This is a genomic window from Pseudomonas sp. H3_E07, assembly GCF_054668895.1.
Window position 1 is genome coordinate 344,641 of record NZ_CP162795.1, and the last position, 24,066, is coordinate 368,706.

At 63.9% G+C, this 24,066-nt stretch carries 10 protein-coding genes and 2 pseudogenes; 4 read left to right on the forward strand and 8 right to left on the reverse strand.

Translation table 11 applies throughout. From position 1 onward, the window contains the following. Positions 1–2 precede the first annotated feature (2 nt). A complete protein-coding gene (locus tag AB4O08_RS01475; protein ID WP_460114659.1) occupies positions 3–14,042 on the reverse strand; it encodes a non-ribosomal peptide synthase/polyketide synthase in 14,040 nt (4,679 codons plus the stop codon). A gap of 302 nt (positions 14,043–14,344) precedes the next feature. Here AB4O08_RS01475 and AB4O08_RS01480 point away from each other — a divergent pair. After that, positions 14,345–14,538 (forward strand): annotated as a pseudogene (locus AB4O08_RS01480) (toxin-antitoxin system HicB family antitoxin); the annotation flags it as partial. 9 nt (positions 14,539–14,547) lie between these two features. On the opposite strand, the gene AB4O08_RS01485 reads toward AB4O08_RS01480, so the two are convergent. Then, a complete protein-coding gene (locus tag AB4O08_RS01485) occupies positions 14,548–15,720 on the reverse strand; it encodes an MFS transporter (RefSeq protein WP_010211063.1) in 1,173 nt (390 codons plus the stop codon). 140 nt (positions 15,721–15,860) lie between these two features. Between AB4O08_RS01485 and AB4O08_RS01490 the strand changes: the two genes are divergently transcribed. Beyond that, complete coding sequence (locus AB4O08_RS01490; protein WP_021493282.1) at positions 15,861–16,448, forward strand: TetR/AcrR family transcriptional regulator; 588 nt, start codon at positions 15,861–15,863, stop codon at positions 16,446–16,448. Here AB4O08_RS01490 and AB4O08_RS01495 read toward each other — a convergent pair. The 5 genes from AB4O08_RS01495 to fmdA are packed head-to-tail and all read right to left on the reverse strand — an operon-like array spanning position 16,432 to position 21,451. Beyond that, positions 16,432–17,787, reverse strand: coding sequence for an MATE family efflux transporter (locus AB4O08_RS01495; RefSeq protein WP_010211065.1), 1,356 nt, complete (start codon positions 17,785–17,787; stop codon positions 16,432–16,434). The two genes, AB4O08_RS01490 and AB4O08_RS01495, sit on opposite strands and share 17 nt — an antisense overlap. 56 nt (positions 17,788–17,843) lie before the next feature. Next, a complete protein-coding gene (locus tag AB4O08_RS01500; RefSeq protein WP_176332126.1) occupies positions 17,844–18,809 on the reverse strand; it encodes an AAA family ATPase in 966 nt (321 codons plus the stop codon). A 3-nt stretch (positions 18,810–18,812) separates the two neighbouring features. Next, complete coding sequence (locus tag AB4O08_RS01505) at positions 18,813–19,856, reverse strand: aliphatic amidase (RefSeq protein WP_236266766.1); 1,044 nt, start codon at positions 19,854–19,856, stop codon at positions 18,813–18,815. Between the two features lie 15 nt (positions 19,857–19,871). Continuing rightward, positions 19,872–20,219, reverse strand: a complete 348-nt coding sequence (locus AB4O08_RS01510; protein WP_010211068.1) for an FmdB family zinc ribbon protein — start codon at positions 20,217–20,219, stop codon at positions 19,872–19,874. 2 nt (positions 20,220–20,221) lie between these two features. Further along, positions 20,222–21,451, reverse strand: coding sequence for a formamidase (gene fmdA / locus AB4O08_RS01515; protein WP_010211069.1), 1,230 nt, complete (start codon positions 21,449–21,451; stop codon positions 20,222–20,224). A 258-nt stretch (positions 21,452–21,709) separates the two neighbouring features. Between fmdA and AB4O08_RS01520 the strand changes: the two are divergent. Beyond that, a pseudogene (locus AB4O08_RS01520) lies at positions 21,710–22,150 on the forward strand (MCP four helix bundle domain-containing protein); the annotation flags it as partial. A 468-nt stretch (positions 22,151–22,618) separates the two neighbouring features. Further along, the gene (locus AB4O08_RS01525; RefSeq protein ID WP_406550083.1) at positions 22,619–23,326 is read left to right on the forward strand and encodes a methyl-accepting chemotaxis protein; all 708 of its coding nucleotides are present in this window, start codon (positions 22,619–22,621) and stop codon (positions 23,324–23,326) included. Here AB4O08_RS01525 and AB4O08_RS01530 read toward each other — a convergent pair. After that, complete coding sequence (locus tag AB4O08_RS01530; protein WP_029529164.1) at positions 23,323–24,054, reverse strand: GntR family transcriptional regulator; 732 nt, start codon at positions 24,052–24,054, stop codon at positions 23,323–23,325. The genes AB4O08_RS01525 and AB4O08_RS01530 overlap by 4 nt on opposite strands. Positions 24,055–24,066: the final 12 nt, after the last annotated feature.

Genomic DNA, 24,066 nt, shown 5'->3' on the forward strand with positions numbered 1-24,066 from the left:
GGTCAAATCGCCTCTAGTTCGCTCAAAAAGTCACGAAGGTCATCAAAATCTTCCGCACTGCCGGCGCGGAAGGTGGCGGCGGCCTGTACATAGGCGCGCAGCGTTTCGGTCTGGAACACTTCCAGCAACGGCACTTCCAGGCCCAGTTCGGCCTGGACCCGCGAGGTGATCTGGATCGCCAGCAGGGAATGGCCGCCCACTTCGAAGAAGTTGTCGTTCAGGCCCACCTGCGGCAGGCGCAGCACGTCGGCCCAGATCGCGGCGATCTGCTGTTCCAGCTCGGTTTCGGGGGCCACATAGGCCTGTTGCAACAGGCTCGCGTCCGGTTCGGGCAAGCCCTTGCGGTCGAGTTTGCCGTTGGGGGTCAGCGGCATTTGCGCCAGGAACATGAAGTGCGTCGGCACCATGTAGTCCGGCAGGTGGGTTTTCAGCGCGCGGCGCAGGCTGTCGCGGAACTCGCTTTCATCGGCCAGGAGGGTGTCTGCCGGTACCACGTAGGCGACCAGTTGTTTGCCGGTCGGGCCTTCATGGGCCACCACGACGGTTTCACCGACATTGTCCTGTTCGCGCAGACGGGCTTCGATCTCGCCCAGCTCGATACGGAAGCCCCGGATTTTCACTTGATGGTCGACGCGACCGAGGTAATCCACCACACCATCCGGGCGGCCACGGGTCAGGTCGCCGCTGCGATACACACGGCTGCCGGGCTTGCCGAACGGGTCCGGCACAAAACGCTCGGCGGTCAGGGCCGGACGCTCCAGATAACCCCGGGCCACGCCCTCACCGCCCAGGTACAACTCGCCGGCGACGCCGATGGGTTGCAGGTTGAGTTGCGCATCCAGCACGTAGCCGCTGCGATTGCCCAGCAGTGTGCCGATCGGCGCGTAGACGGCTCCGCAGGGGTCGCCCTTGCGCGCTTTCCACAGCAACGGCGTGACCACGGTTTCCGTCGGGCCGTAGCCATTGAACAGGTAGGTCGGCTTGAGTGCGCGCCAAGCCAGGTCATAGCTGGCCTGGGCCACGGCATCACCGCCGAAGCAGTACACACGAACCTTGGGCGGGTTACCGTCGCGCTCGGCATGTTCGGCCAACTGTTGCAGGTACACCGGCGGGAACACGGCCATGGTCACGTGATGGCGATGCATCTGCTGGTAGGTGTACTCCGGCAGCCACAGGCTGTCATCGCGAATCAGCACGCTGGCGCCGTTGATCAGCGGGTGCATCCAGCCTTCGTGGGAGCCGTCAAAGGCAAACGACATGAAATGCAGTTCGCAATCGGCCGGCGATGTTTCATAACGCTCGCCGGTGGCAATGATGTGCGCCACCAACGGGCCGTGGGACACCGCCACGCCCTTGGGCATGCCGGTGGAGCCGGAGGTGTAGATCACGTAGGCGAGGTTGTCGCCGTCCAGTTTTACCTGCGGAGCCGTGTCGCTGAAGCCTGCCCATTCCTCGGTACGATCAATTGCCAGGCTATCAAGGCCGTCGGGGATCGGCAGTTGCTGCAAGGCACGGGTGTGGGTCAGCAGCAACTGCGCGCGGCTGTCCTGCATCATGTACAGCAGGCGATCACGCGGGTATTCGATGTCCAGCGGCACGTAGACGCCACCGGCTTTCATCACCGCCAGGAACGCCACCATGATCTCGGCGCTGCGCGGCATGGCAATCGCCACGCGCACTTCGGGGCCGACGCCACGGGCGATCAATGCATGGGCCAAGCGATTGGCCTGGCGGTCCAGCTCGCCATAGCTCAGGGTTTGTGCGTCGAATTTCACCGCAACTGCATCCGGGTTTTCCCGGGCGCGGTCGGCGACTAATTCGTGGACCAGACGCTTGGCCGAGAAGCCGGCGTCGGTCTGGTCCCACAGTTGAAGAATGTGGTGTTGCTCGTCCTGGCCCAGCAGGTTGAGTTGGCTGATGGGTTGCTGTTGGTCGGCGACCATCGCCTGCAACAGGTTCTGCCAGTGGCCGGCCATGCGTTCAATCGTGGCGGGCGCAAACAGGTCGGTGGCGTAGTTCAGGGAAGCCCGCAGGGTCGCCTGGCTTTCCTCCACATCCAGTGCCAGGTCGAACTGGGCCACGCCTTCATCCCAACTCAGCACCTCGACATCGAGTTCGGTGAGGCGCTGCAGGTGATGGGCAGCCGAGGTTACGCGATGGTTGAACAGCACCTGGAACAGCGGGCTCAGGCTCATGCTGCGCTCGGGTTGCAGGGCTTCTACCAGTTGCTCGAACGGCAGGTCCTGGTGGGCCTGGGCCTCCAGAGAACGCTGGCGTACCTGTTGCAGCAGTTGCACGACACTCATCTGCCCGTGGATATCGGCCTTGAGCACCTGGGTGTTGACGAAGAAGCCGATCAGCCCCTCGGTTTCCAGGCGATTGCGGTTGGCAATCGGCACGCCCACGCGCACGTCTTCCTGGCCGCTGTAGCGGTGCAGCAACGCCTGGTAGGACGCCAACAGCACCATCGGCAACGTCACACCGGCGCCTTGGGCCAAGCGGCGCAAACCGGCCAAGAGTTGCGGTTGCAACTCGATTCCCAGGCGTGCGCCACGGTGACTTTGTACCGCCGGGCGCAGGTAGTCGAAAGGCAACTCCAGTACCGGCTGCACGCCACCCAACTGGGCCTGCCAGTACGCCAGTTGGCGGGCCTTCTCGCCGGCCTCCATCCAGTTGCGCTGCCACAGGGCGTAGTCGGCGTACTGGATCGGCAAGGCCGGCAAGTCTGGCATGTGGCCGTGGCTGAAGGCGGCATACAGCTGCACCAGTTCCTCGACCATCAGTTGCATCGACCAGCCATCGGAGACGATGTGGTGCTGCACCAGCACCAGCACATGATCATCAGCCGCCAGGCGCAGCAGTTTGACCCGCAGCAGCGGCCCGCGCAGCAGCTCGAACGGCTGCGCGACCACCTCAGCGACCCGTGCCTTGAGGCTGGCTTCATCGGTGTCGGCCAGGTCGATTTCGATCAGGCCCGAGTCCTCAATCACCTGCACGGTAGCCGCGGCGTCCTGGCGCACATGGGTGCGCAGGCTTTCATGGCGCGCCAGCAAGGTATCGAAACTGCGTTGCAGCGCCCCCAGGTCAAGCTGCCCTTGCAAACGCAAGGCGCTGGGGATGTGGTACGCGGTGCTGTGTGGGTCCAGTTGCCAGAGGAACCATTGGCGTTCCTGGGCGTAGGACAGCGGCAGCGGTTGGCGGCGGTCGGCCTTGAGCAAGGCCGGCGCAACCACGCCCTCCTCGCCCAGGGCCTGCACGAAGTCAACCAGCAGCGGGTGTTCGAACAGAGTCTTGAGCGCCACTTCCAGCGCCAGTGCCTGGCGAACCCGCGAGACTACCCGTGTGGCCAGCAGCGAATGCCCGCCCAGTTCGAAGAAGTGGTCATCGAGACCGACCTGCGGCAGGTCCAGCACGTCGGCCCAAATGGCCGCGACCTGCTGTTCACGCGGCGTCACGGGCGCCACATGACCGGTGCGCAACAGCGCCGCGTCCACCGCCGGCAATGCCTTGCGATCGAGCTTGCCATTGGGGGTCAGGGGCAGGCTGTCGAGGAACATCAGGTGCGCCGGCACCATGTAGTCCGGCAGGCGCTCGCGCAGGGCCGCCTTGTAGACCTCCGGCGCGTCGGGCGCGGAGCTGACCAGGTAGGCGATCAAACGATCGTTTTCGGCCAGGACCACGGCTTCGCGTATACCGGCCTGCTCGCGCAGGCAGGCTTCGACTTCACCCAGTTCGATACGGAACCCACGCACCTTGACCTGATGGTCGACCCGGCCGATGTACTCCACCACACCGTCGGCGCGGTAGCGGGCCAGGTCGCCGGTGCGGTACAGGCGTTCGCCCGGCGCACCATACGGGTTAGGCACAAATCGCTCGGCGGTCAGCGCGGGGCGCTCGTGGTAACCGCGCGCCAGGCCGACGCCGCCGATCAGCAACTCACCGGCCGCGCCCACCGGGCTTGGGGTCAGGCCGGCATTGAGGATGAACAACGCGGTATTGGCGATAGGCCGCCCGACCAAAGGCTGGGCCTCGTGCAGACGATGGGCTGCCGACCAGATAGTGGTTTCCGTCGGGCCATAGAGGTTCCACAGCGGGCCTTGCAGGTCGAGCAGGCGCTGGGCCAGGTCCGACGGCAGTGCTTCGCCGCCGCACAGGCATTTGATACCGCGCAGCAGCTGGGCACGCGGGCTCTCCAGCAGCATGCGCCAGGTCGACGGCGTGGCTTGCAGGACGTTGGCAGACTGGCTGTGCACCAGGTCGATGATGGCTTCGGGGTCGAGGGCCAGTTCCTGGCCACTCAGCAGCACGGTGGCGCCGACCGTCAGCGGCACGTACAGCTCCAGGGCGAAGATGTCGAACGAGAAGGTGGTCAGCGACAAGACGCGGGCGTCAGCACCGATGTCCAGGGTGCCGGCCATCCCGCAGGTGAAGCTGCACAGCGCCTGGTGGCGCACCATCACACCCTTGGGCGTGCCGGTGGAGCCGGAGGTGTAGATCACGTAGGCCAGGTGTTCCGGCGTGACGTTGACCTGCGGGTCGTGCTCGGCGGCGTCGTCATCCGCCTCGACCATCAGCACCTGCACACCCTGCGGGTGCGCCAGGCTGCCGTCCAGGTGCGACTGGGTCAGCAACACTCGCGCACGGCTGTCTTCAAGCATGAAGGCCAAGCGGTCCGCCGGGAACTGCGGGTCGAGCGGCACATACGCGCCACCCGCCTTGAGGGTCGCCAACAGGCCGATCACCATGTCCAGCGAACGCTCGACATGCACCGCCACCAGCACGTCCGGGCCTACGCCCGCCGCAATCAGGCGATGGGCCAGGCGATTGGCGCGGCGGTTGAGTTCGCCGTAGCTGAGCGCCTGACCATTGAACTGCAGCGCCAGCGCGTCCGGTTGTGCCAGTGCCTGGGCCTCGAACAGCGTGTGCACGCAACGCTCGCGGGGATAATCCACCGACGTGTCGTTCCAGGCCTCGACCATCTGTTGCCATTGCGGTGCGCTGAGCATCGCCAGCTCATCCACGGCCTGGGACGCATCGTTCACCACGGTGCGCAACAGGTTTTGCCAGTGCTCGGCCAGGCGCTCGACGGTGGTGGCATCGAACAGGTCGGTGGCATAGGTCAGGGACGCCCACAGGCCTTCGGCGGACTCTTCGGTCTCCAGGTTCAGGTCAAACTGGGTGCTGTGCCCGGCCCAATCCACCGCTTGCAGGTCCAGGCCCGGCAATTGCAGCGGGGCTGCACGCAGGTTGTCCTGGTGGTTGAACATCACCTGGAACAGCGGGTTATGGCTAAGGCTGCGCTCCGGCTGCAGGGCTTCGACCAGTTGTTCGAACGGCAGGTCCTGATGCGCCTGGGCGTCCAGGGCCTGCTGCTTGACCTGGGCGAGCAATTGGTCGAAGGCCATCTGCCCGTGCACGTCGGCTTGCAGCACCTGGGTGTTGACGAAGAAGCCCAGCAGGCGCTCGGTTTCCAGGCGATTACGGTTGGCGATCGGTACGCCGACACGGATCCGGGACTGGCCGCTGTAGCGATGCAGCAAGGTCTGGAACGACGCCAGCAGCAGCACGAACAGGGTCACTTCCTGACGCTGGGCCAGCGCCTTAAGCTCAGCGACCAGCGCGTTGTCGAGCTGGACTTGCCGGCGTGCGCCACGATGGCTTTGCAGCGCCGGCCGCGGGTGATCCAGCGGCAGCTCAAGCACCGGATGCTCGGTGCCCAAACGGGTGCGCCAGTAGTCGAGTTGGCGCTGTTTTTCACCGGCCGCCATCCAGTCACGTTGCCACTGGGCATAGTCGACGTACTGGATCGGCAGCGCAGGCAACTCAGCCTGGCCCTGATAGAGCGCCACCAGCTCGTCGACCATCACTTGCATCGACCAACCGTCGGAGATGATGTGGTGCTGGGTGATCACCAGCACATGGTGCTCGGCCTCGACCTCCAGCAAGTTGACGCGCATCAGCGGGCCATTGACCAGGTCGAACGGACGCTGGATTTCCTGCGCCACCGCGTGTTCGATCGCCGACGCCGCGACCCGCTGGCGTTCGATCGGCATCGCCAAGCGCGGATGAATCACTTGCCAGGTGTGCTCGCCCTCTTCCATAAAAGTGGTGCGCAGCGGCTCATGGCGCTGCACCAGAACCTGGAACGCCTGCTCCAGCGCCGCGACGTCCAAGCGTCCGCGCAGATGCAGTGCACTCGGCACGTGGTAAGCCGCGCTGGTCGGGTCCAGTTGCCAGAGGAACCATTGGCGCTCCTGGGCGAACGACAGCGCCAGCGGCTGGTCCCGCGTCACCGCCACCAGCGGCAGCGCCGGGGCGGTCTGCAACCCGGCGCAAGCGGCTGCGAACGCTTCCAGCGTCGGTTGTTCGAACAGTGCGCGCAACGGCACTTCCAGCTTCAGGTCATGACGCACCCGCGAGACCACTTGGGTCGCCAGCAACGAATGGCCGCCGCGTTCGAAGAAGTGGTCGTTGAGGCCCACCTGTTCCACTTGCAACACCGCTTGCCAGATGACGGCCAATCGCGATTGAAGGGGATTCTGCGGTGCCAGGTAGGCCTGGCGCGCTTGATTCAGGTCCGGCGCCGGCAATGCGCGACGGTCAAGCTTGCCGTTGCTGTTCAACGGCAAGGCCTCAAGGATGACCCATTGCCCCGGCACCATGTAGTCCGGCAGGGACTGGCGCAAGGTGGCCGCCAATGCTTGCGGGTCGAGCGTCTGCGCCGTAACGGGCACCACATACGCCACCAATTGCGTGCCCGTCGCGCTCGGTTGCGCGATGACAGCCGCTTCACGCAACGACGGCAAGGCTTGCAGGCTGGCTTCGATCTCGCCCATTTCCACGCGGAAACCGCGAATTTTCACTTGATGGTCGATACGCCCGACGTACTCCAGCGCACCCGCCTCGTTGTAACGGGCCAGATCGCCACTGCGGTAGAGCCGTGCACCCGGCACGGCGGAAAACGGGTCCGGCAGGAAGCGCTCGGCGGTCAACGCCGGGCGGTCAAAATAGCATTGCGCCAGGCCGTGCTCGGCGCCGATGCACAGCTCGCCCACGCCATCGCTGGCCAGCAGTTCGAAACCACTGTCCAGCACATACAAGGCACGGCCTTCGATGGCCCGGCCAATCGGCACGCCAAACGCATCGCTGGCGTCCGCCAACTGGCAGTCGTGCACGCTGGACACGACGGTGGCCTCGGTGGGCCCGTAGGTGTTGACCAGGCGCACGCCGCCCAGACCGGCAGTGTGCCAGGCGCGCAGCCCTTCCACCGACATCGCCTCGCCACCCACGTGGACCTGGCGCAGGTTGCCCAGGGTGCGTCGGTCGACGGCGCATTCCTTGGCGAGCAGATACCAGTACGCAGCCGGCAAGTCCGCCAGGGTCACGCCCTGCTCGACGATTTCGCGGGCCAGTTGCCCGGCATCCCACAGCTCATCGCCGCGCATGATCAACGCCGCGCCCACACACAGCGGCGGGTAGCATTGCTCGACGAAGCCGTCAAAGCTGAACGTCGCAAATTGCAGCACGCGATCAGAAGCACTCAAGCGGCTGTAAGCCTCGGCGCTGTCGCAGAACTGGCTGAGGGCGGCATGGTCGATAGCCACACCCTTGGGTAACCCGGTCGAGCCGGAGGTGTAGATCACATAGGCCAGGTCGGCAGCGGCGGCATGGTTGGCGGGAGGGGTCGACGGGTAGTCGGCCAACTCTGCGCCCGACGCGGTGAAGTCCAAACGCGCCAGCCCTTGGGGCAGTGGCAGGTCGGCCAGCAGCCCGGTTTCGCTGAGCAGCAGGTCCAGGCGGCTGTCCGCCAGCATGTAGGCCAGGCGTTCGGTCGGATAGTTCGGGTCCAGCGGCACATAGGCGGCGCCGCTTTTGAGCACCGCCAGCAGGCTGACGATCAACTGCGGGCCACGTCGGGCCGCCAGGCCGACGCGCTGGCCTGGGCCAACACCCAGCGCCAGCAGGCGATGGGCAAGACGGTTGGCGTGGTCATTCAGCTGTGCGTAGCTCAGGCGCGCGTCGCCCGCTTGTACCGCCAGCGCGTCAGGCGTGGCGGCAGCTTGGGCGGCGATACGCTCGTGCACGCGCAGCTGGCGCGGGGCGGCACCGGTCGCCCGGCTATGAGCGAGCACGTCGCGGTGAGTAGCGGCGTCGAGCAGGCGCAGGTTGCCAAGCGGTGCCTGGGCGTCTGCGAGCATCTGCACCAGCAGGTGATGCAGGTTGCCGCTCAGTCGAGCAACCTGCTGCGCGCTGAATCGGGCCTGGTCGTAGCCGAACTCCAGGCGCAGGCTGGCGCCCAACTCGATCCCCAGCGTCAGCGGATAGTGGGTCTGCTCATGGTTGTGCAGGCGTCCGAACGTCAGGCCGGCGGGCGCGCCTTGTTTCAAGGCTTCGGCCACCGGGAAGTTTTCGAACACCAACAAGGTGTCGAACAACGCAGCGCCCTGCTGCCCCGCCCAGTCCTGGATGTCGTAGAGCGGCACATGTTCGTGGTCGCGCAAGCTCAGGTTGAGCGCTTGCAGTTCGCTCAGCCAACCGGCCACCGACAGCGCTGGCGAGGCCGCGCTGACAATGGGCAGCGTGTTGATGAACAGGCCCAGTTGCTGTTCGATTCCCGGCAACGGTGCCGAGCGCCCCGCGACCGTGGCGCCAAAGGCCACGCAGTCCTGCCCGGTATAGCGCTGCAGCAACAAGCTCCAGGCGCCTTGAAGCACGGTGTTGAGGGTGACTTTGTGGCGGCGGGCAAACTCGCCGAGGGCACGCGTGAAGTCGTCGCCCAGCAGCACCTGATGCTCAGCCATGCCTTTGCCTTCGGTCGGTACACGCAGCGCCTGCGCCAGCAAGGTGGGCGTTTGCAACGGTGCCAGAGTGGCTTTCCAGAACGTCTCGCCCGAAGCTTGCTGATGCAGCCAACCCAGGTAATCGCGGAACTGCCCCAGCGGCGCTGGCACGGCGTGCCCGGCGTAATGAGCGATGACCTCACCCAGCAACTGCGCGTTACTCCAGCCGTCCATGAGGATGTGGTGGCTGGTGAAGATCAGGTGCCAGGCCGTACCGGCACCGCGTACCAGCATCAGGCGAAACAGCGGCGCTGCATTCAGTGTGAAACCTTTCTCGCGCTCGGCCACGGCGAGCGCATCGCAGTCGGCGTCGATGTCTTCGATCACATGCAACTGCACATCGACCTGGCGCTGGATCACCTGATGGGCGCTGTCCAGGCCAAGCCAGTGGAAGCTGCTGCGCAGAATGTCATGGCGGTCCAGCGCGGCTTGCCAGGCACGGCCGAACGCCAGCAGGTCCAAGCCTTCGATGTCCAGGCGCAACTGGTTGATGTAAGCCTCGGCCTCAGGCTCATACAGGGTGTGGAACAACATGCCCTGCTGCATCGGCGACAATGGGTAGAGATCGGCAATCGCCGGCCCGGCGATGGGCAAGCCGTCCAGTTGCTGCTGGGTCAGGCGTGCCAGAGGGAAGTCCGAAGGCGTGACCTGCCCCGCCGGCGTGGCGCAACAGTGTTCGATCAGGGCCTGGAGTTCCGCCCTGTAGTCATCGGCCAGGCGCTGGACCGTCGCCACGTCGAACATCTCGCGACTGAATCCCCACTGCAAAGCGAGTTCACCGCCATACACCTGCCCTTCCACGGTCAGCCAGTTGGCCAGCGGCGCCTGCGGGTCCTGGGCCTGGCCACTGCCCTGGGTAGCCGGGACGAACAGCGCCGACTCATTGAACTGGCGGTCGAACTGGCCCAGGTAGTTGAAGGTGATGCGTGGCGCGGCCAAGGCTGACAACGCTTCGCGGGCGTCAGGCGTGCCGAGGTAGCGCAACAGGCCGTAGCCAATGCCTTTGTGCGGCACGGCGCGCAGTTGCTCCTTCACCGATTTGATCGCCGCCGACAGCTCGCCATCGGCGTGCAGGCGCACAGGGAACAGGCTGGTGAACCAGCCGACGGTGCGGCTCAGGTCAACCGAGTCGAACAGGTCTTCACGGCCATGGCCTTCCAGCTGGATCAGCGCGGCGGGCTGTTCGCTCCAGCGGCTGATGACCCGTGCCAACGCGGTCAGCAGCAGGTCGTTGACCTGGGTGCGGTAGGCCGCCGGGGCATCTTGCAGCAGTTGCCGAGTGTGTTCGGCACTGAGACGGATCTCCAGCAGGCTGCCCAGGCGATTTTGCAGGCCGCCCTGGGGGTTGTCGCACGGCAGATCGGCACTCGCGGTCTGCGCTTGCCAATACGGCAGTTGCTCGTCCAGCGTCTGTGCATGGCGCTGCAACTGCTGCGCCCACAGCTGGTAGGCGCTGGTCTTGGCTGGCAACGCGGCGTTGCGATAGGCCTGTTGCAAGTCTTCGAGCAGGATGCGCCACGACACACCGTCCACCGCCAAGTGGTGCACCACCAGCAGCAGGCGCTGGGTGCCGTCGGCCATCACGGCCAGGACCGCGCGCAGCAGCGGGCCCTGTTCGAGGTCGAGACTGCGTTGCGCCTCGTCGCACAGCGCGGCCAACTCGGCCTCGTCAGCAACCTGGGATTGCCACAACGACGCGGTGGCAACCGGCTCGGCGTGAGCTTGTCGCCAACCGTCTGCCTGCTGCACAAAACGCAGGCGCAGGGCGTCGTGGTGGTTGATCAACCGAGTCAAGGCGGCCTCTAGGCGCGCGGGCTCAAGGGCTTCACGCGGGGTCAGCAGCAACGACTGGTTCCAGTGTTGACGCGCCGGGATCGCCTGCTCGAAAAAGCTGTGTTGGACGGGCGTGAGGATCACCTCGCCGGTCACCGGCCCCTGATCGATAGCAGTCGCCTGCTCGAAGGTCGCCACCAGCGCCAGGCTGCGCACGCTCTGGTACTGGAACAGGTCCCGTGGGCTGAGGCGAATACCCGCCTGGCGCGCACGGCTGACCACCTGGATGGAGATGATCGAATCGCCGCCCAGTTCGAAAAAGTTGTCGTCCAGGCCGACCTGTTCCACACCCAGCACATCGCTCCAGATCGCCGCCACGGCTTTCTGCAGGTCGTTTTCCGGGGCGACAAAGGCCTGCTGTGGCGCGACATCCGGCAATGGCAGGGCCTTGCGGTCGAGCTTGCCGTTGGCGGTCACGGGCAGCTTGGCCAGGGGCACCATATGGCTGGGCACCATGTACTCGGGCAGGCTGCTGAGCAGCCAGGCTTTGAGGTCGACCGGCGCAGTGTCCTCCAGCACCAGGTACGCCACCAGTTGCTTGCCACCCTGCACCAGTACCACGGCTTCGCGCACCGAGGGGTGTTGCATCAGGCGTGTCTCGATTTCACCCAGCTCGATCCGCAGGCCGCGCAGCTTGACCTGGTGATCGAGACGGCCAAGGTACTCAATCACCCCGTCGGCCCGCTGACGCACGCGGTCGCCCGTGCGATACAGACGCGCGCCGTCACCGAAGGGGCTGGGCACAAAACGTTCTGCGGTGAGCGCCGGGCGCCGGTGGTAACTGCGGGCAAGGCCAATGCCGCCCAAGTAGAGTTCGCCGCTGACGCCAGCGGGCACCGGGTTGAGCTGGGCATCGAGCACGTAGGTGCCGAGGTTGGCGATTGGACGGCCGATGGGCACGCTGTCGGCGCCTTCGTCGACGCAGGTCCAGTGGGTGACGTCGATGGCCGCTTCGGTCGGGCCGTAGAGGTTGAACAGCCCGGCTTGAGGCAACTTGGCAAACACTTGCAATTGCGCATCCAGCGGCAAGGCTTCGCCGCTGCACACGATGCGCTGGAGGCTGGTGCAGGCCTGCACTCCGGGCTCATGGATAAACGCCTGGAGCATCGAGGGCACGAAGTGCAGCGTGGTGATGCCGTGCCGACCAATCGTCTCGATCAGGCGGGCCGGTTCGCGATGCTCGCCAGGGGCCGCGACCACCAGGCGTGCGCCGGTCATCAACGGCCAGAAAAACTCCCACACCGAGACGTCGAAGCTGAACGGGGTTTTCTGCAGGACCGCATCGCGGGCATCCAGACCGTAGGCCTGCTGCATCCAGCACAGGCGGTTGACCAGTGCGCGATGACTGTTACCGGCACCCTTGGGCTTGCCGGTGGAGCCCGAGGTATAGATCACGTAGGCCAGGTTCAGCGCGTGAAGGGAGACGTTTGCCGACTCGGCGCTGTAGCCATCGAGCCAACTGGCAGGCTGGTCCAGGGCAATCACCTGGATACCCTCGACAGGCAGCACTGGCAACAGGCTGTGCTGGCTGAGCAACAACTGAATGCCACTGTCCTCGATCATGTAGGCCAGGCGTTCCTGGGGATATTCAGGATCCAACGGAACGTAGGCGCCACCCGCCTTGAGAATGGCCAGCAGACCGACCACCATTTCGATGGAGCGCTCGATGCAGATTCCGACCAGCACGTCCGGGGCTACGCCCTTCTCGCGCAGGGCATGGGCCAGCTGGTTGGCGCGCGCATCCAGCTGGGCGTAGGTCAGCGTCGTGGTGCCGAACACCAGCGCCGGCGCGTCGGGCGTGGCCTGCACTTGGTCTTCGACCAGGTGATGGATGCCGCGCTCGGTCGGGTACGCCTCGGCGGTCTGGTTCCACGCGTGGACCAGCAATTGCTGTTCATCTGCGGCCAGCATCGGCAACTCGCCGATGCGCTGCGTGCCGTCCGCCACCATGGCCTGCAACAGGCGGATCCAATGCCCGGCCATGCGCTCGATGGTCAGCGCGTCGAACAGGTCATTGGCATAGGTCAGCGCGGCGTGCAGGGTGCCGGATTTTTCATAGGTGTCGAGGGTCAGGTCAAACTGGGTGGTACGGCCTTGCCACTCCACCAGCGCCAGCTCCAGGCCGGAGGCCGTGCTGACGTTTGCAATGTCGGCCACCACTGGCTGGTGGTTGTACATGACCTGAAACAGCGGCGTATGGCTGAGGCTGCGCTCGACCTTGAGCGCTTCCACCAGCCGCTCGAACGGCAACTCCTGATGAGCCTGGGCGCCCAGTGCGTGTTCCTTGATGCTTTGCAGCAGCTCAGTGACAAGGGTTTGCCCGGTCAGCTCGGTGCGCAGGACTTGAGTGTTGACGAAAAAGCCGATCAGGCCTTCGACTTCCGTGCGGTTGCGGTTGGCGATCGGCACGCCGACGCGGATATCGCCCTGCCCGGTGTAACGATGCAGCAGCACGTTGAAGGCACCGAGTAACAGCATGAACAGGGTGACGTTGTGCTTTTGCGCACAGGTGCGCAATTGCGCGGCCAGCTGCGGGTTGATCGCAAAATCATGGCGCGTGCCCTGATAGCTCGGCATGGCCGGGCGTGGGCGGTCGGTGGGCAGCTCCAGCACCGGGTGCTCATCACCCAGGCGCGCCTGCCAGTACTCCAGCTGACGCGCCTGCTCGCCGGCTTCGAGCCAGCGGCGCTGCCACAGGGCGTAGTCGCTGTACTGGATCGGCAAGGCCGGCAATTGTGGGGCCTGGCTGCGCTCATGGGCGTCGTAGCAGCGGATGAACTCGTCGATCAGCACGTTCATCGACCAGCCGTCGGAGACGATGTGGTGCAGGGTCAGCAGCAACACGTGCTCCTGGGCGTCGAGTTTGAGCAGTTGCACGCGCAGCAGCGGGCCGTTTTCCAGGTCGAACGGCAGCAGCGATTGACGGGTCGCAGCGGCGTTGACGGCCTCTTCACGCTCGGCGAGGGCCAGGTGGCTCAGATCGAGTTGCTCGACGGTCAACGACGTGTCGGCCGCCACCTGCAACAGGCGTTCATCCGCCTGGCGCTGGAACACGGTGCGCAAGGTTTCGTGGCGCGCAACCAGGCTGGCAAACGCCTGCTCCAGCGCATCCAGGCTCAGCGCGCCCTTGAGCCGCACGGCACCCGGCAGGTTGTAGGCCCCGCTGGCCGGGTCCAATTGCCAGAGAAACCACATGCGCTGCTGCGCGTAGGACAGCGCCTGGCGATCCTCCACTTGCACCCCTGCCGGAATCGGAAACCGGGAAAAGTCCACGCCTTCTTTCTGCAAGGCCTGCAGGAACAGTTGGCGTTTTTCCAGGGGTAACCCGATAAACCGGCGAGCAAGTTTCAAGGAGTCTTCAGCATTCATTTCTTGGAGTCCGGAGCAATAGGCAGGAAGCACAAAGGCACGTCGTCCCTATAAAACGAACCGGAGAGGGAAAAATTAGCGGGGGGATGGGAGGCGCAAGGCGAGGTGTCATCAAGGGTTACATCAGTCTCAGGAAGACCGCACAACGTCGGGCTAGCATTGACGAACACCACTTTTTGCAACTGAATTTAGTTACACGCAGGAAACGCCTTGCCCAAAACAAGCTGCTCGCCAAACTGCTCGATGAGCACATGGCATTTACCTGGCCCGAACTCGTCACGCTGCTGCGTCGACTGGGCTACTACCTCACTACGTGCCAGTCCCTGGGCCACACACCGGAGAAGCCTTGCACGGCTCCTTCAATGTCCGGGTCGGCCATGACCTGCACTTGGCGGCGGCCCTGGCGGCGACCCGCAAGAAACTGACCCTCAATGACCTGACTCGCCAAGCCTTGAGCGATTTTCCGCACCACCACAGTGCAGACGCTTGCCCAGCGATAAGCCGATTATCCCAACCGCCGATACCCCAGCACCGCGGCCCCCAGCACCACCGCCCCGGCCACCAACGCGACCCAGAACCCGCTGGTGGCGCCAAAGTGGTCGATCATCCAACCGGAACTGGCGGCGCCGATGGCCACGCCGATGCTGAGGCCGGTGATCAGCCAGGTCATGCCTTCGGTCAGGCGGCTGGCGGGCACGATCTGCTCCACCAGGGCCATGGACACGATCAACGTGGGGGCGAAGAACAGCCCGGAAATAAAGATCGCCACCGCCAGCCCCGGGATGTTGCTCACCAGCAGCAACGGCAAGGTGGTCAACGCGGTGGCCACGCCGCAGAACAGGAACTGCCTGGGCAACGGTGCCTTGAGCTTGAGGGTACCGAACGCCAGCCCCGCCAGGCACGAACCGATGGCGTACACCGACAGCACAATGCTCGCCGCCGCCGGCTGGCCCTGATGCTGGGCAAAGGCGACGCTGACCACGTCCACCACGCCGACGATCACGCCCATGGCCAGCAGCAGGATCATCAGGATCAGCACCGAGGGCGATGCAATCAGCCAGCCGCCGTGATGGTCCTGATGTTCATGGACGGGAGGCTCGGTCTCACGTTGCAATACAAAGGTGGTGACGCCGACCGCCAGTAACAGCGCCGCCACCAAGGGCCCCGCCTCGGGGAACAGCACCACGCTCAAACCCACCGAAATGGGTGGCCCGATGATGAAGCACACCTCATCCAGCACCGACTCCAGGGCGAACGCGGTCTGCAACTTGGGCTGGCCACGGTACAACTCGGTCCAGCGCGCACGCACCATGGCCGACATGTTCGGCATGCAACCGGCCAAGGCGGCAAACAGGAACAACGTCCAGTTCGGTGCCTGCAAGCGGGTGCACAGCAGCACCATCAACAAAGCCCCACCGCCGATCAGCGCGGCCACCGGCAGCACCCGACCCTGGCTGTAGCGATCCACCAGCCGCGATACCTGGGGTGCGCAAAACGCCGTGGCCAGGGCAAATACCGCCGCCACCGAACCCGCCAGGCCGTAACCGCCGTGCACCTGGGAAAGCATGGTGATCAAGCCAATTCCTGTCATCGACACGGGCATGCGCGCCAGCATGCCTGCCAGTACAAAGGCCCGGGCGCCGGGGACCTGGAATAACTCGGCGTAAGGGTTTGCCATCCTGCTGGACCTCTTCCTGAATGCCTGCGACTTGCTATCTGCAATGACCAAGGCAAAATACATACGGTGCGTATGTGGCAAATCATGCGTAACATACGCGACGTATGTCAATCGTTCACTTGCCCGTTGTGAGACCTACCATGAGCCGAGCCCGTGCCGAAATGATCGAAGAGACCCGCGCCCGGCTGATCGCCAGCGCGCGACAGGCCTTTGCCACCCAAGGCTACGCGAACACATCGATGGACGATTTTACCGCCCGCGCCGGCCTGACACGCGGCGCGTTGTACCATCACTTTGGTGACAAAAAAGGACTGTTGGCCGCCGTCGTTGCCCAACTCGACAGTGAGATGGACACACACTTGCAGCGCATTACAGATGAAGCAACGGATCCGTGGGCCGGCTTTTGCGAACGTTGCCGCGCCTATTTGCGCATGGCTCAGGACGACGAGATCCAGCGCATTGTGTTGCAGGATGCGCCCGCCGTATTGGGCGATACCGGCTCCCAGCAACAGTGTGTCGAGTCGTTGCGCCAACGGCTGGAAGCCCTGATGCAAACCGGTGTCATCCGCCCCGCCCCGAGCGCCGCGCTGGCGCAATTGATCAACGGCAGCCTGGTCAACACCGCCCTGTGGATCGCCCGGAATGAGCATCCGGGCGAGCGGCTGGAGCAAGGTTTGCAGGGCCTGGAGCTGTTGTTGCGTGGCCTCAGCCTTACACCAACCGCTTGATCTGCTTGTGTCGCCACACCAGGCGGTAATACGCAGTCTGCAATGCCAGCATGGCCAGGTAGGTCACCGGAAACGCCATCCACACCCCTTCCAGGCCGAAGTGGGCGTTCAACAGGTAAGCCATCGGCAGTTCAACGCAGAGCACACAGAAAATCGAGATCACCACCGGCATCAGCACCACACCGCTGGCGCGCATGATCCCGCCGATCACAGCCTGGAAACCAAACACCAGGATGCTCCACAGCATGATGTGCAGCAGGTGTTCGGCATTGACCCGCGCCGCGTCGTCGGTGATGAACAGGCCGAGCAACCAGTGCGACAAGACGTAACCCAGCACAATCAGGCCACCGGTAAGGCAGGTGTTGATCAACAGGCCGGTGCGCAGGATCGGGCCGATGCGCTCCAAACGCCCGGCACCAATCGCCTGGGCGCCGAGGATCGACGCGGTGATGGCAATCGACAGCGCGGGGAACTGCACGTAGTTGACGATCTGCGTCACCGCGCCATAGGCCGCCGTGGCTTGGGAGCCATGGCCGTTGACCAAGGCAAGGATGACCAATTCCGACAGCGACAGCACCACCATCTGCAGGCCGGTGGGCAAGCCGATACGCAGGACTTTGCCAAGAATCACACGGTCCAGGCGCAAGGCGGCGAGCAGTTCGCGGTCCGGTGCCATCACATGGTTTTTATGCCGAAGGCGCAAGATCAAAAACAGCATGGCTAACGCGTTGCCCACCAGCCCGGCATACACCGCGCTCTGGATACCCATGGGTGGCAGGCCGACCCAGCCGCGAATCAGCGCCGGCGTCAGCAGCAGGCCGACCAGGGTCGAGACCATCAGCGCCAGCAACGGCGAGATCGTGTCGCTGACACCGCGCAGCAGCTGGGTGTAGAGGATGAACACCAGCAGCAGCGGCATGATCAGCATCATCTTCTGCGCATAGCCGACCGCATCGTCGAGCACATCAACCGGTGTGCCCAGCGCCTGCAGCGCCGGGCGCGCAAATAGGCTGCCCAACACTGCGGCAACCACACCCACCAGCGCGCCCAGGGTCAGGGTCGCGCCGGTGATTGCCTTGACCATTGCCGTTTCCTGGGCACCCCAGGCCTGGCCGATCAACACCGAGGCGCCCGCCCCCAGGCCAATCACCAGGGCAATGAAGAAAAACACGATGGGAAACATCCCCGACACCGCCGCCAGCGCCTGGGTACCGAGCATTTGCCCGACATATATACCGTTGAGGGTGCCGGAAAAACTTTGCAGGAAGTTGGACAGGACCATCGGTGCCAGAAAGATCAGGTAGATCTGCCACAGCGGGCGTTGCAAAGGGCTTTGCATGAAAAAACGGGGCCTCGAAGAACTAAAGCGTCCGAGGGTTATACCGTAAGTGGATCCTATCTTCCTGTGCTTTCGGGTTCGACCACCAAACAGGCGTTGCGCACTGTCGCACTCAGGTGTCGGGCATTACCTTGCAATAGGCATTCGGCAATCGCGGGCTCCAGTTCGACCCGCAAGCGCCTGGCCAGCGCCCTCGCGCCAAATCGCATGTCGTGCTGGCGGCACAGCCAAGCCCGCGCCTGCGCATCCAGCACCAACGAGCGCTGCTGCACCGCCAGGCGCTGGTTGAGTTTGTCGAGTTCCACCGCCAGCAGCGCCTCCAGCCACTGCGCGTCGATGGGCTCGAACATCAGGATACGGTCGATCCGATTGAGAAACTCCGGTTCGAAATGCCCATGCAGCGCCTCTTCCAACACCTGTGCCTCACCCCTTACACACACGCGCAGCAGACGTCGCCAGCCCTGGGTAAAACGCAGGCGATGCCGACGCGCCTGTTGCGCGCCGATGTTGCTGGTCATGAAGATCAGACTGTTGCGAAAGTCTAACGTGCGCGTGCCGCCGGCCAAGGTCAGCTGACCGTTTTCCAGTATGCCCAACAGGCTGCGTACCACCTCCTGGCTGGCCTTTTCCAGTTCATCGAACAGCACGATCCCCGGCCGGCTGTAGGTGCCCTGGATCAACTCGCTGTTGAACAGGCTGATGCCCTCCTTGCTGCCCACATACCCCGGCGGCGCGCCGGTCAGCGCGGCCGCGTAATGTTCCTGGGCCAGGGTGTGCATGTCGATGCGGCAGAAACCGTCGGCACGACCGTGCAGCGCCTGGGCCAGCAGGCGCACGATTTCGGTCTTGCCGACACCGGTCGGCCCCATGAACAGGTTGACGCTGAGGGGGCGGTCACGCTCACTGATATCGGCCTTGACCACCTTGAGCAAGCCTTCCACCTGGGCCAGCGCCGCCTCCTGGCCGATGATCCGGCTGCGCAGCAGGGCCATCACCTGGGCCGGTTCAAAGGTAAAGCGCATGCCCTACCCCGCCGTCTTTTCTTGACCACCATGGGGCAAATTCGCCACCGGGCACTCCGCGACGCCTACCGTGCTGCGGGTGATTTTCTCCACGTTTTCCTGGGCTTTCTGCGCATCCAAGACCCAGGTGCGATAGAACTCGAACGGGCAATCCGCCACGCCCTTGTCGCCATCGCCCGAGGCATGCATGCCGGTGTAGCCCCGATGCAGCAGCTTGAACAGATGGTTCTGCGACTGGTCATTGGCCCGCGCATCGCGGATCTGCGACACCGACAACTGCGCATACTGAATGCCCATCTCCTCCTCGCCGCACTCGCCCAGGGTGCGCCCATCAAAGCCGATGATCGCCGAGTGTCCGAAGTACGAGTACACCCCGTCGAACCCCGCCGCATTCGCCACCGCCACATAGCAGTTATTGGCCCAGGCCATGCTCTTGGACATCTGCACCTGCTGCTCCTTGGCCGGGTACATATAGCCCTGGCACCGCACGATCAGCTCGGCGCCCTTCATGGCGCAGTCTCGCCAGATCTCCGGGTAGTTGCCGTCGTCGCAGATGATCAGGCTGATCTTCATGCCCTTGGGCCCGTCGCACACGTAGGTGCGATCCCCCGGATACCAACCCTCGATCGGGCACCAGGGAATGCACTTGCGATAGCGCTGCACGATCTCGCCCAGGTTATTGATCAATACCAAGGTGTTATAGGGCGCCTTGTGCGGATGTTCTTCGTGGCGCTCGCCGGTCAGGGAGAACACGCCCCAGGTATTCGCCTGGCGGCAGGCTACCGAGAAGATCGCGGTCTCCTCGCCGGGAATGCTCGCGGCGGTCGCCATCATCTCGTCATGGTCGTACATGATCCCCATGGTGCTGTATTCCGGGAACACCACCAAATCCATACCGGGCAGGCCCTGTTTCATGCCGACAATGATCTCGGCAATCTTGCTTGCGTTGTCGATGACCTCGGCCTTGCTGTGCAGGCGCGGCATCTTGTAGTTCACCACCGCTACACCGACGGTGTCCGGGCTGCTGGAAATGTCGCCATGGCGCATTACAACGCTCCTGTTCTAGTGACTGATCATCCACGGCCGTGGGCCGGTGCGGGTCTTGAGCCCCAAGGGGTTGGCCTTGCTGGGCTCGACCTTCTTGCGGGTGCCGCAGCAACTACAACCGGCCGGGTGTTTGCGGCTGTCCTGGTATTCGCCGACCGTTTGCGGCGCGTTGGCGCTGCGCTCGTTGCCGGCGATGGCCCTGCGCTGGTTGGCCGACAGGGTTTGCAGCGCCGGAGCCGACACCCGCAACTGCCCGCCGGGCCCTGCGCAATACGGGCATTGGCTGGGTTCGTTGCGCTGTGCAATCGGGCGCAACATCGTGAAGGTGCCGCAGGTGTCGCAGGCGTATTCGTAGGTCGGCATGGCTAGAGGTCCGGAGCGATGGGCAGGTCGATGCTGCCGTCGAGAAATTGAGTTGGGCCACTGGCGTTGGGGTTGATGTCGAACTCGAAGATTTCCGTCGGCAGCCACAATGTGGCGCAGGCATTCGGGATGTCCACCACGCCGCTGATATGCCCTTGCACCGGTGCCGAGCCGAGCAGCGCGTAACCCTGGGCCGGCGAGTAGCCGAACTTGGTCAGGTAGTTGATCGCATTCAGGCACGCCTGGCGGTAGGCGACATTGACGTCCAGGTAGTGCTGCTGGCCCTGTTCGTCCACCGAAATGCCTTCGAAGATCAAGTAATTCTTGTAGTTCGGCGTGATCGGGCTCGGCTTGAACACCGGGTTCTTGATCCCGTACTTGGCCATGCCGCCCTTGATCAGCTCGACCTTCATGTGCACCCAACCAGCCATCTCGATCGCGCCGCAAAAGGTGATTTCGCCGTCGCCCTGGCTGAAGTGCAGATCGCCCACCGACAGCCCGGCGCCGTTGACGTAGACCGGGAAGAAGATCTTCGAGCCCCGGGATAAATCCTTGATATCGCAGTTACCGCCATGCTCGCGCGGCGGCACTGTGCGTGCGCCGGTCGCTGCCGCATCGTCACGGGCCTGCCCGGTGAGTTTGCCCATGTGGGCAGTGGCGGCCAGCGGTGCGTTGGCCAGTGGCGGAACGCGCGTCGGGTTTGTGTCAATCAGCTCCTGCTCGCGACGGTTCCAGTCGGCGAGCATCACCGGGTCGGGCAGGCAACCGATCAAGCCTGGGTGGATCAGCCCGGCAAAGTTCACCCCGGGGATATGCCGCGAACGGGTGAACATGCCTTTGAAGTCCCAGATGGCTTTCTGCGCGCTGGGGAAGTGATCAGTAAGGAAACCACCGCCGTTCTGCCGCGAGAAAAAACCATTGAAGCCCCACTGGGAATCGGCCTTGGCACCGATATCCAGCAAGTCCACCACCAACAAATCCCCCGGTTCGGCGCCGTGTACACCCACCGGGCCCGACAGATAGTGCACGGTCGACAGGTCGACATCGCGCACATCGCTGGCGTCGTCATTGTTCTTGATCGCGCCGGCGGTCCAATCGTAGGTTTCCAGGATGAAGTCATCGCCCGGCTTGACCCAACAGGCCATGGGGATGTCCGGGTGCCAGCGGTTATGGATCTGCTCGTTCTCGGTGACAGGCTGGTTGAGGTCGACTTTGATCAGCGTTTCGGTCATGGACTGGCTCCTGGACGGATGACGGGGTGCGTGGGATCCAGTCTCAGGCGGCCAGGAAAAACGGGAAATACGTTGGATGACGTATTAACGACGGTGTCGCGGTTTTATTCCATCAATTCGCTCGATGACAGCTTAAGTATTTACTGATTGGACGCCAGGCAGGCAGGTCGTTAGATTCCACCGCGAAGATAGCTTTTAGCCATCACTCCTGCCCCCTTGAATATCGAGCCTTTTATGAAAAACCCTATGTCGTTGGCAATGCGTATCGGGCTGGGCTTCGCGTCCACCTTGTCGTTGCTGGTGCTGATCACTGCCGTCGGTATTCAACGCGTGGGTTTTATCGACAGTACGCTCAAGGATGTCGGTGAAAAAGCCGCCGTCGTCCAGCGCTACGCGATCAACTTCCGTGGCAGCGTGCACAACCGCGCCATCGCCATTCGCGATGCGGTACTGGTCAAGGATGAAGCGGCGCTCAACCGCCATCTGGCCGAGATCGACCAGCTCAAGCGCGATTACCAGGACTCTGCCGTGATGCTGGACCGCCTGTTCGCCAACACCACCGCCAGCGCCGAGGAAACCCGTCTGCTGGGTGATATCAAGGCCATCGAGACCCAGGCCCTGGCGTCCACCGAACGGGTGATCAACCTGCGTCGCAGCAATGACATTGCCGGCGCCCAGGACTTGCTGCTGGCCCAGGCTTCGATCCACTACACCGAGTGGCTCAAACGCGTGAATGCGCTGATCGACTTCGAAGAAGCGCACATCAAGCAACGCCTGGATACCGTGCAATCGGCTGCCGGCACCTTTGCCATGCTGATGGTGCTGGCCAGCGCCGTCGCGATCATCTTGAGCGTGCTGGTGTCACTGCTGATTATCCGCAAGGTCAAGGCCACCCTTGGCGCAGAGCCGGAGGAAGTCGCCGAGGCGATCCGCCGCCTGGCCGATGGCGAGCTGGACCAGCGCATCGAGACCCGCTACCCCGACAGCGTGATGGGCATCCTGAAAAACGCCCTGGCACGCCTGAGCGACACCATCAGCGAAGTGCGCTCGGCAGCCCAGGCCCTGCGCCATTCCTCGGTCACCCTGCTGTCAGTGGCCAGCGATAACCGCCAGCAGATCAACCTGCAGACCAGCGAAGCCCAGCACGTGGCCGCCGCAATCACGCAAATGGCCGCCTCGGTCAGCGAGGTCTCGGGCTACGCTTCCGCCGCATCCAAGGCGACTATCCTGGCCGACGCCGAAGTGGACAGCGGCCACCGCCTGGTGGGCGAAGTGACCGTGTCCATCGAAGAATTGGCGACGATCCTCGACCAGGCCACCCTTCGGGTCAACCAGGTGTCCAGCGACAGTGAAAACATCGAAACCGTGATCGAAGTGATCAACGCCATCGCCGCCCAGACCAACCTGTTGGCGCTGAACGCGGCGATTGAGGCCGCACGTGCCGGTGAACATGGCCGAGGATTTGCGGTGGTGGCCGATGAAGTGCGCTCCCTGGCGACGCGCACCCAGGAGTCCACCCAGGAAATCCGCGACATGATCGGCAAGCTGCAAAGCGGCACCCAGGACGCCGCCGACATCATGCAACGCAGCCGCAGCCTGGCCCAGACCACCGTGACGCAGACCCGCGACTCTCAGTTGGCGCTCGGCAAGATCAGCCAGGAAGTCGGCGCGATCAATGCGATGAACGCGCAGATCGCCAGTGTTTCCGTGCAGCAAAGCGCGGCGGCTGAAGAGGTTGCACAGAACGTCACGCGCATCCACAGCTCCACCGTGCAATCGGCGGCGGGCTCCGAGCAGGTGGAAAATTCCAATCACGAACTGGCGGAGCTGGCGGATCGCTTGAGCACCAAGGTGGCGTTTTTCAACGTGGCCTAGCGTTTGTCGCGTTTCATCTGCATGGTCAGGGTGAAACGGTCGGCAGGGTAGACCGATTCCGATACGGCGATCAGCACGCCGGCCTCATCGCGGTACTGGCGAATGATGGTCAGCCCCAGCGCACCGCTCTGCGCCTTGAGACTGGCGGCCAATTCAGACGATAACTGTACCGGGCGCACTTGCTGGTCCACCACATCGATGTGCCGCGAGAAGGCCTTGCCGATCAGTGCCGCGATCAGTTCATCCGGGTGCTTGCGTGCTTCAGGAATCACCTCGGCAAAGGTCTGTTCGGCATATACATCGGTCCAGCACAACGGCGCATTGCCAGCGCCGGCATCGACCTTGATGCTCGACACACAGAAGTAATGCCCGCCCGGCTCCAACCCCAGGCGCCGGGCCAGGGCGATGTCGACAACGAACTCGCGCACCGCCTGGATATCGCGGATATGGGTTTCGGCCACTTGCACGAGGTCGGCCACCGACGCCATCGCCTGGGAGTACCCCCCCTGAGGCGACGACGCTTCGACGCGCGTGCCCACGCGCTTGCGCCGCGAGACCATGCCCTGCCCCTGCAACTGGTCAATGGCCGCGCGCACGGTGTGGCGGCTCACCGCATACAGCGAGCAGAGTTCGAACTCAGTCGGCAACAACGAACCCACCGGGTAATGGCCGCTGCCAATCTGGTCGATCAAATCCTTGGCAACCGCCGCATAACGCCTCTGGCTCACGCTTTCCATTTT

What these genes read in the sequence shown, in the direction of transcription:
- fmdA (WP_010211069.1), bottom strand. Translation starts at nt 21,451, where the DNA reads ATGACCGAAACGCTGATCAAAGTCGACCTCAACCAGCCTGTCACCGAG.
- AB4O08_RS01490 (WP_021493282.1), top strand. Translation starts at nt 15,861, where the DNA reads ATGAGCCGAGCCCGTGCCGAAATGATCGAAGAGACCCGCGCCCGGCTG.
- AB4O08_RS01525 (WP_406550083.1), top strand. Translation starts at nt 22,619, where the DNA reads ATGGCCGCCTCGGTCAGCGAGGTCTCGGGCTACGCTTCCGCCGCATCC.
- AB4O08_RS01495 (WP_010211065.1), bottom strand. Translation starts at nt 17,787, where the DNA reads ATGCAAAGCCCTTTGCAACGCCCGCTGTGGCAGATCTACCTGATCTTT.
- AB4O08_RS01485 (WP_010211063.1), bottom strand. Translation starts at nt 15,720, where the DNA reads ATGGCAAACCCTTACGCCGAGTTATTCCAGGTCCCCGGCGCCCGGGCC.
- AB4O08_RS01500 (WP_176332126.1), bottom strand. Translation starts at nt 18,809, where the DNA reads ATGCGCTTTACCTTTGAACCGGCCCAGGTGATGGCCCTGCTGCGCAGC.
- AB4O08_RS01510 (WP_010211068.1), bottom strand. Translation starts at nt 20,219, where the DNA reads ATGCCGACCTACGAATACGCCTGCGACACCTGCGGCACCTTCACGATG.
- AB4O08_RS01505 (WP_236266766.1), bottom strand. Translation starts at nt 19,856, where the DNA reads ATGCGCCATGGCGACATTTCCAGCAGCCCGGACACCGTCGGTGTAGCG.
- AB4O08_RS01475 (WP_460114659.1), bottom strand. Translation starts at nt 14,042, where the DNA reads ATGAATGCTGAAGACTCCTTGAAACTTGCTCGCCGGTTTATCGGGTTA.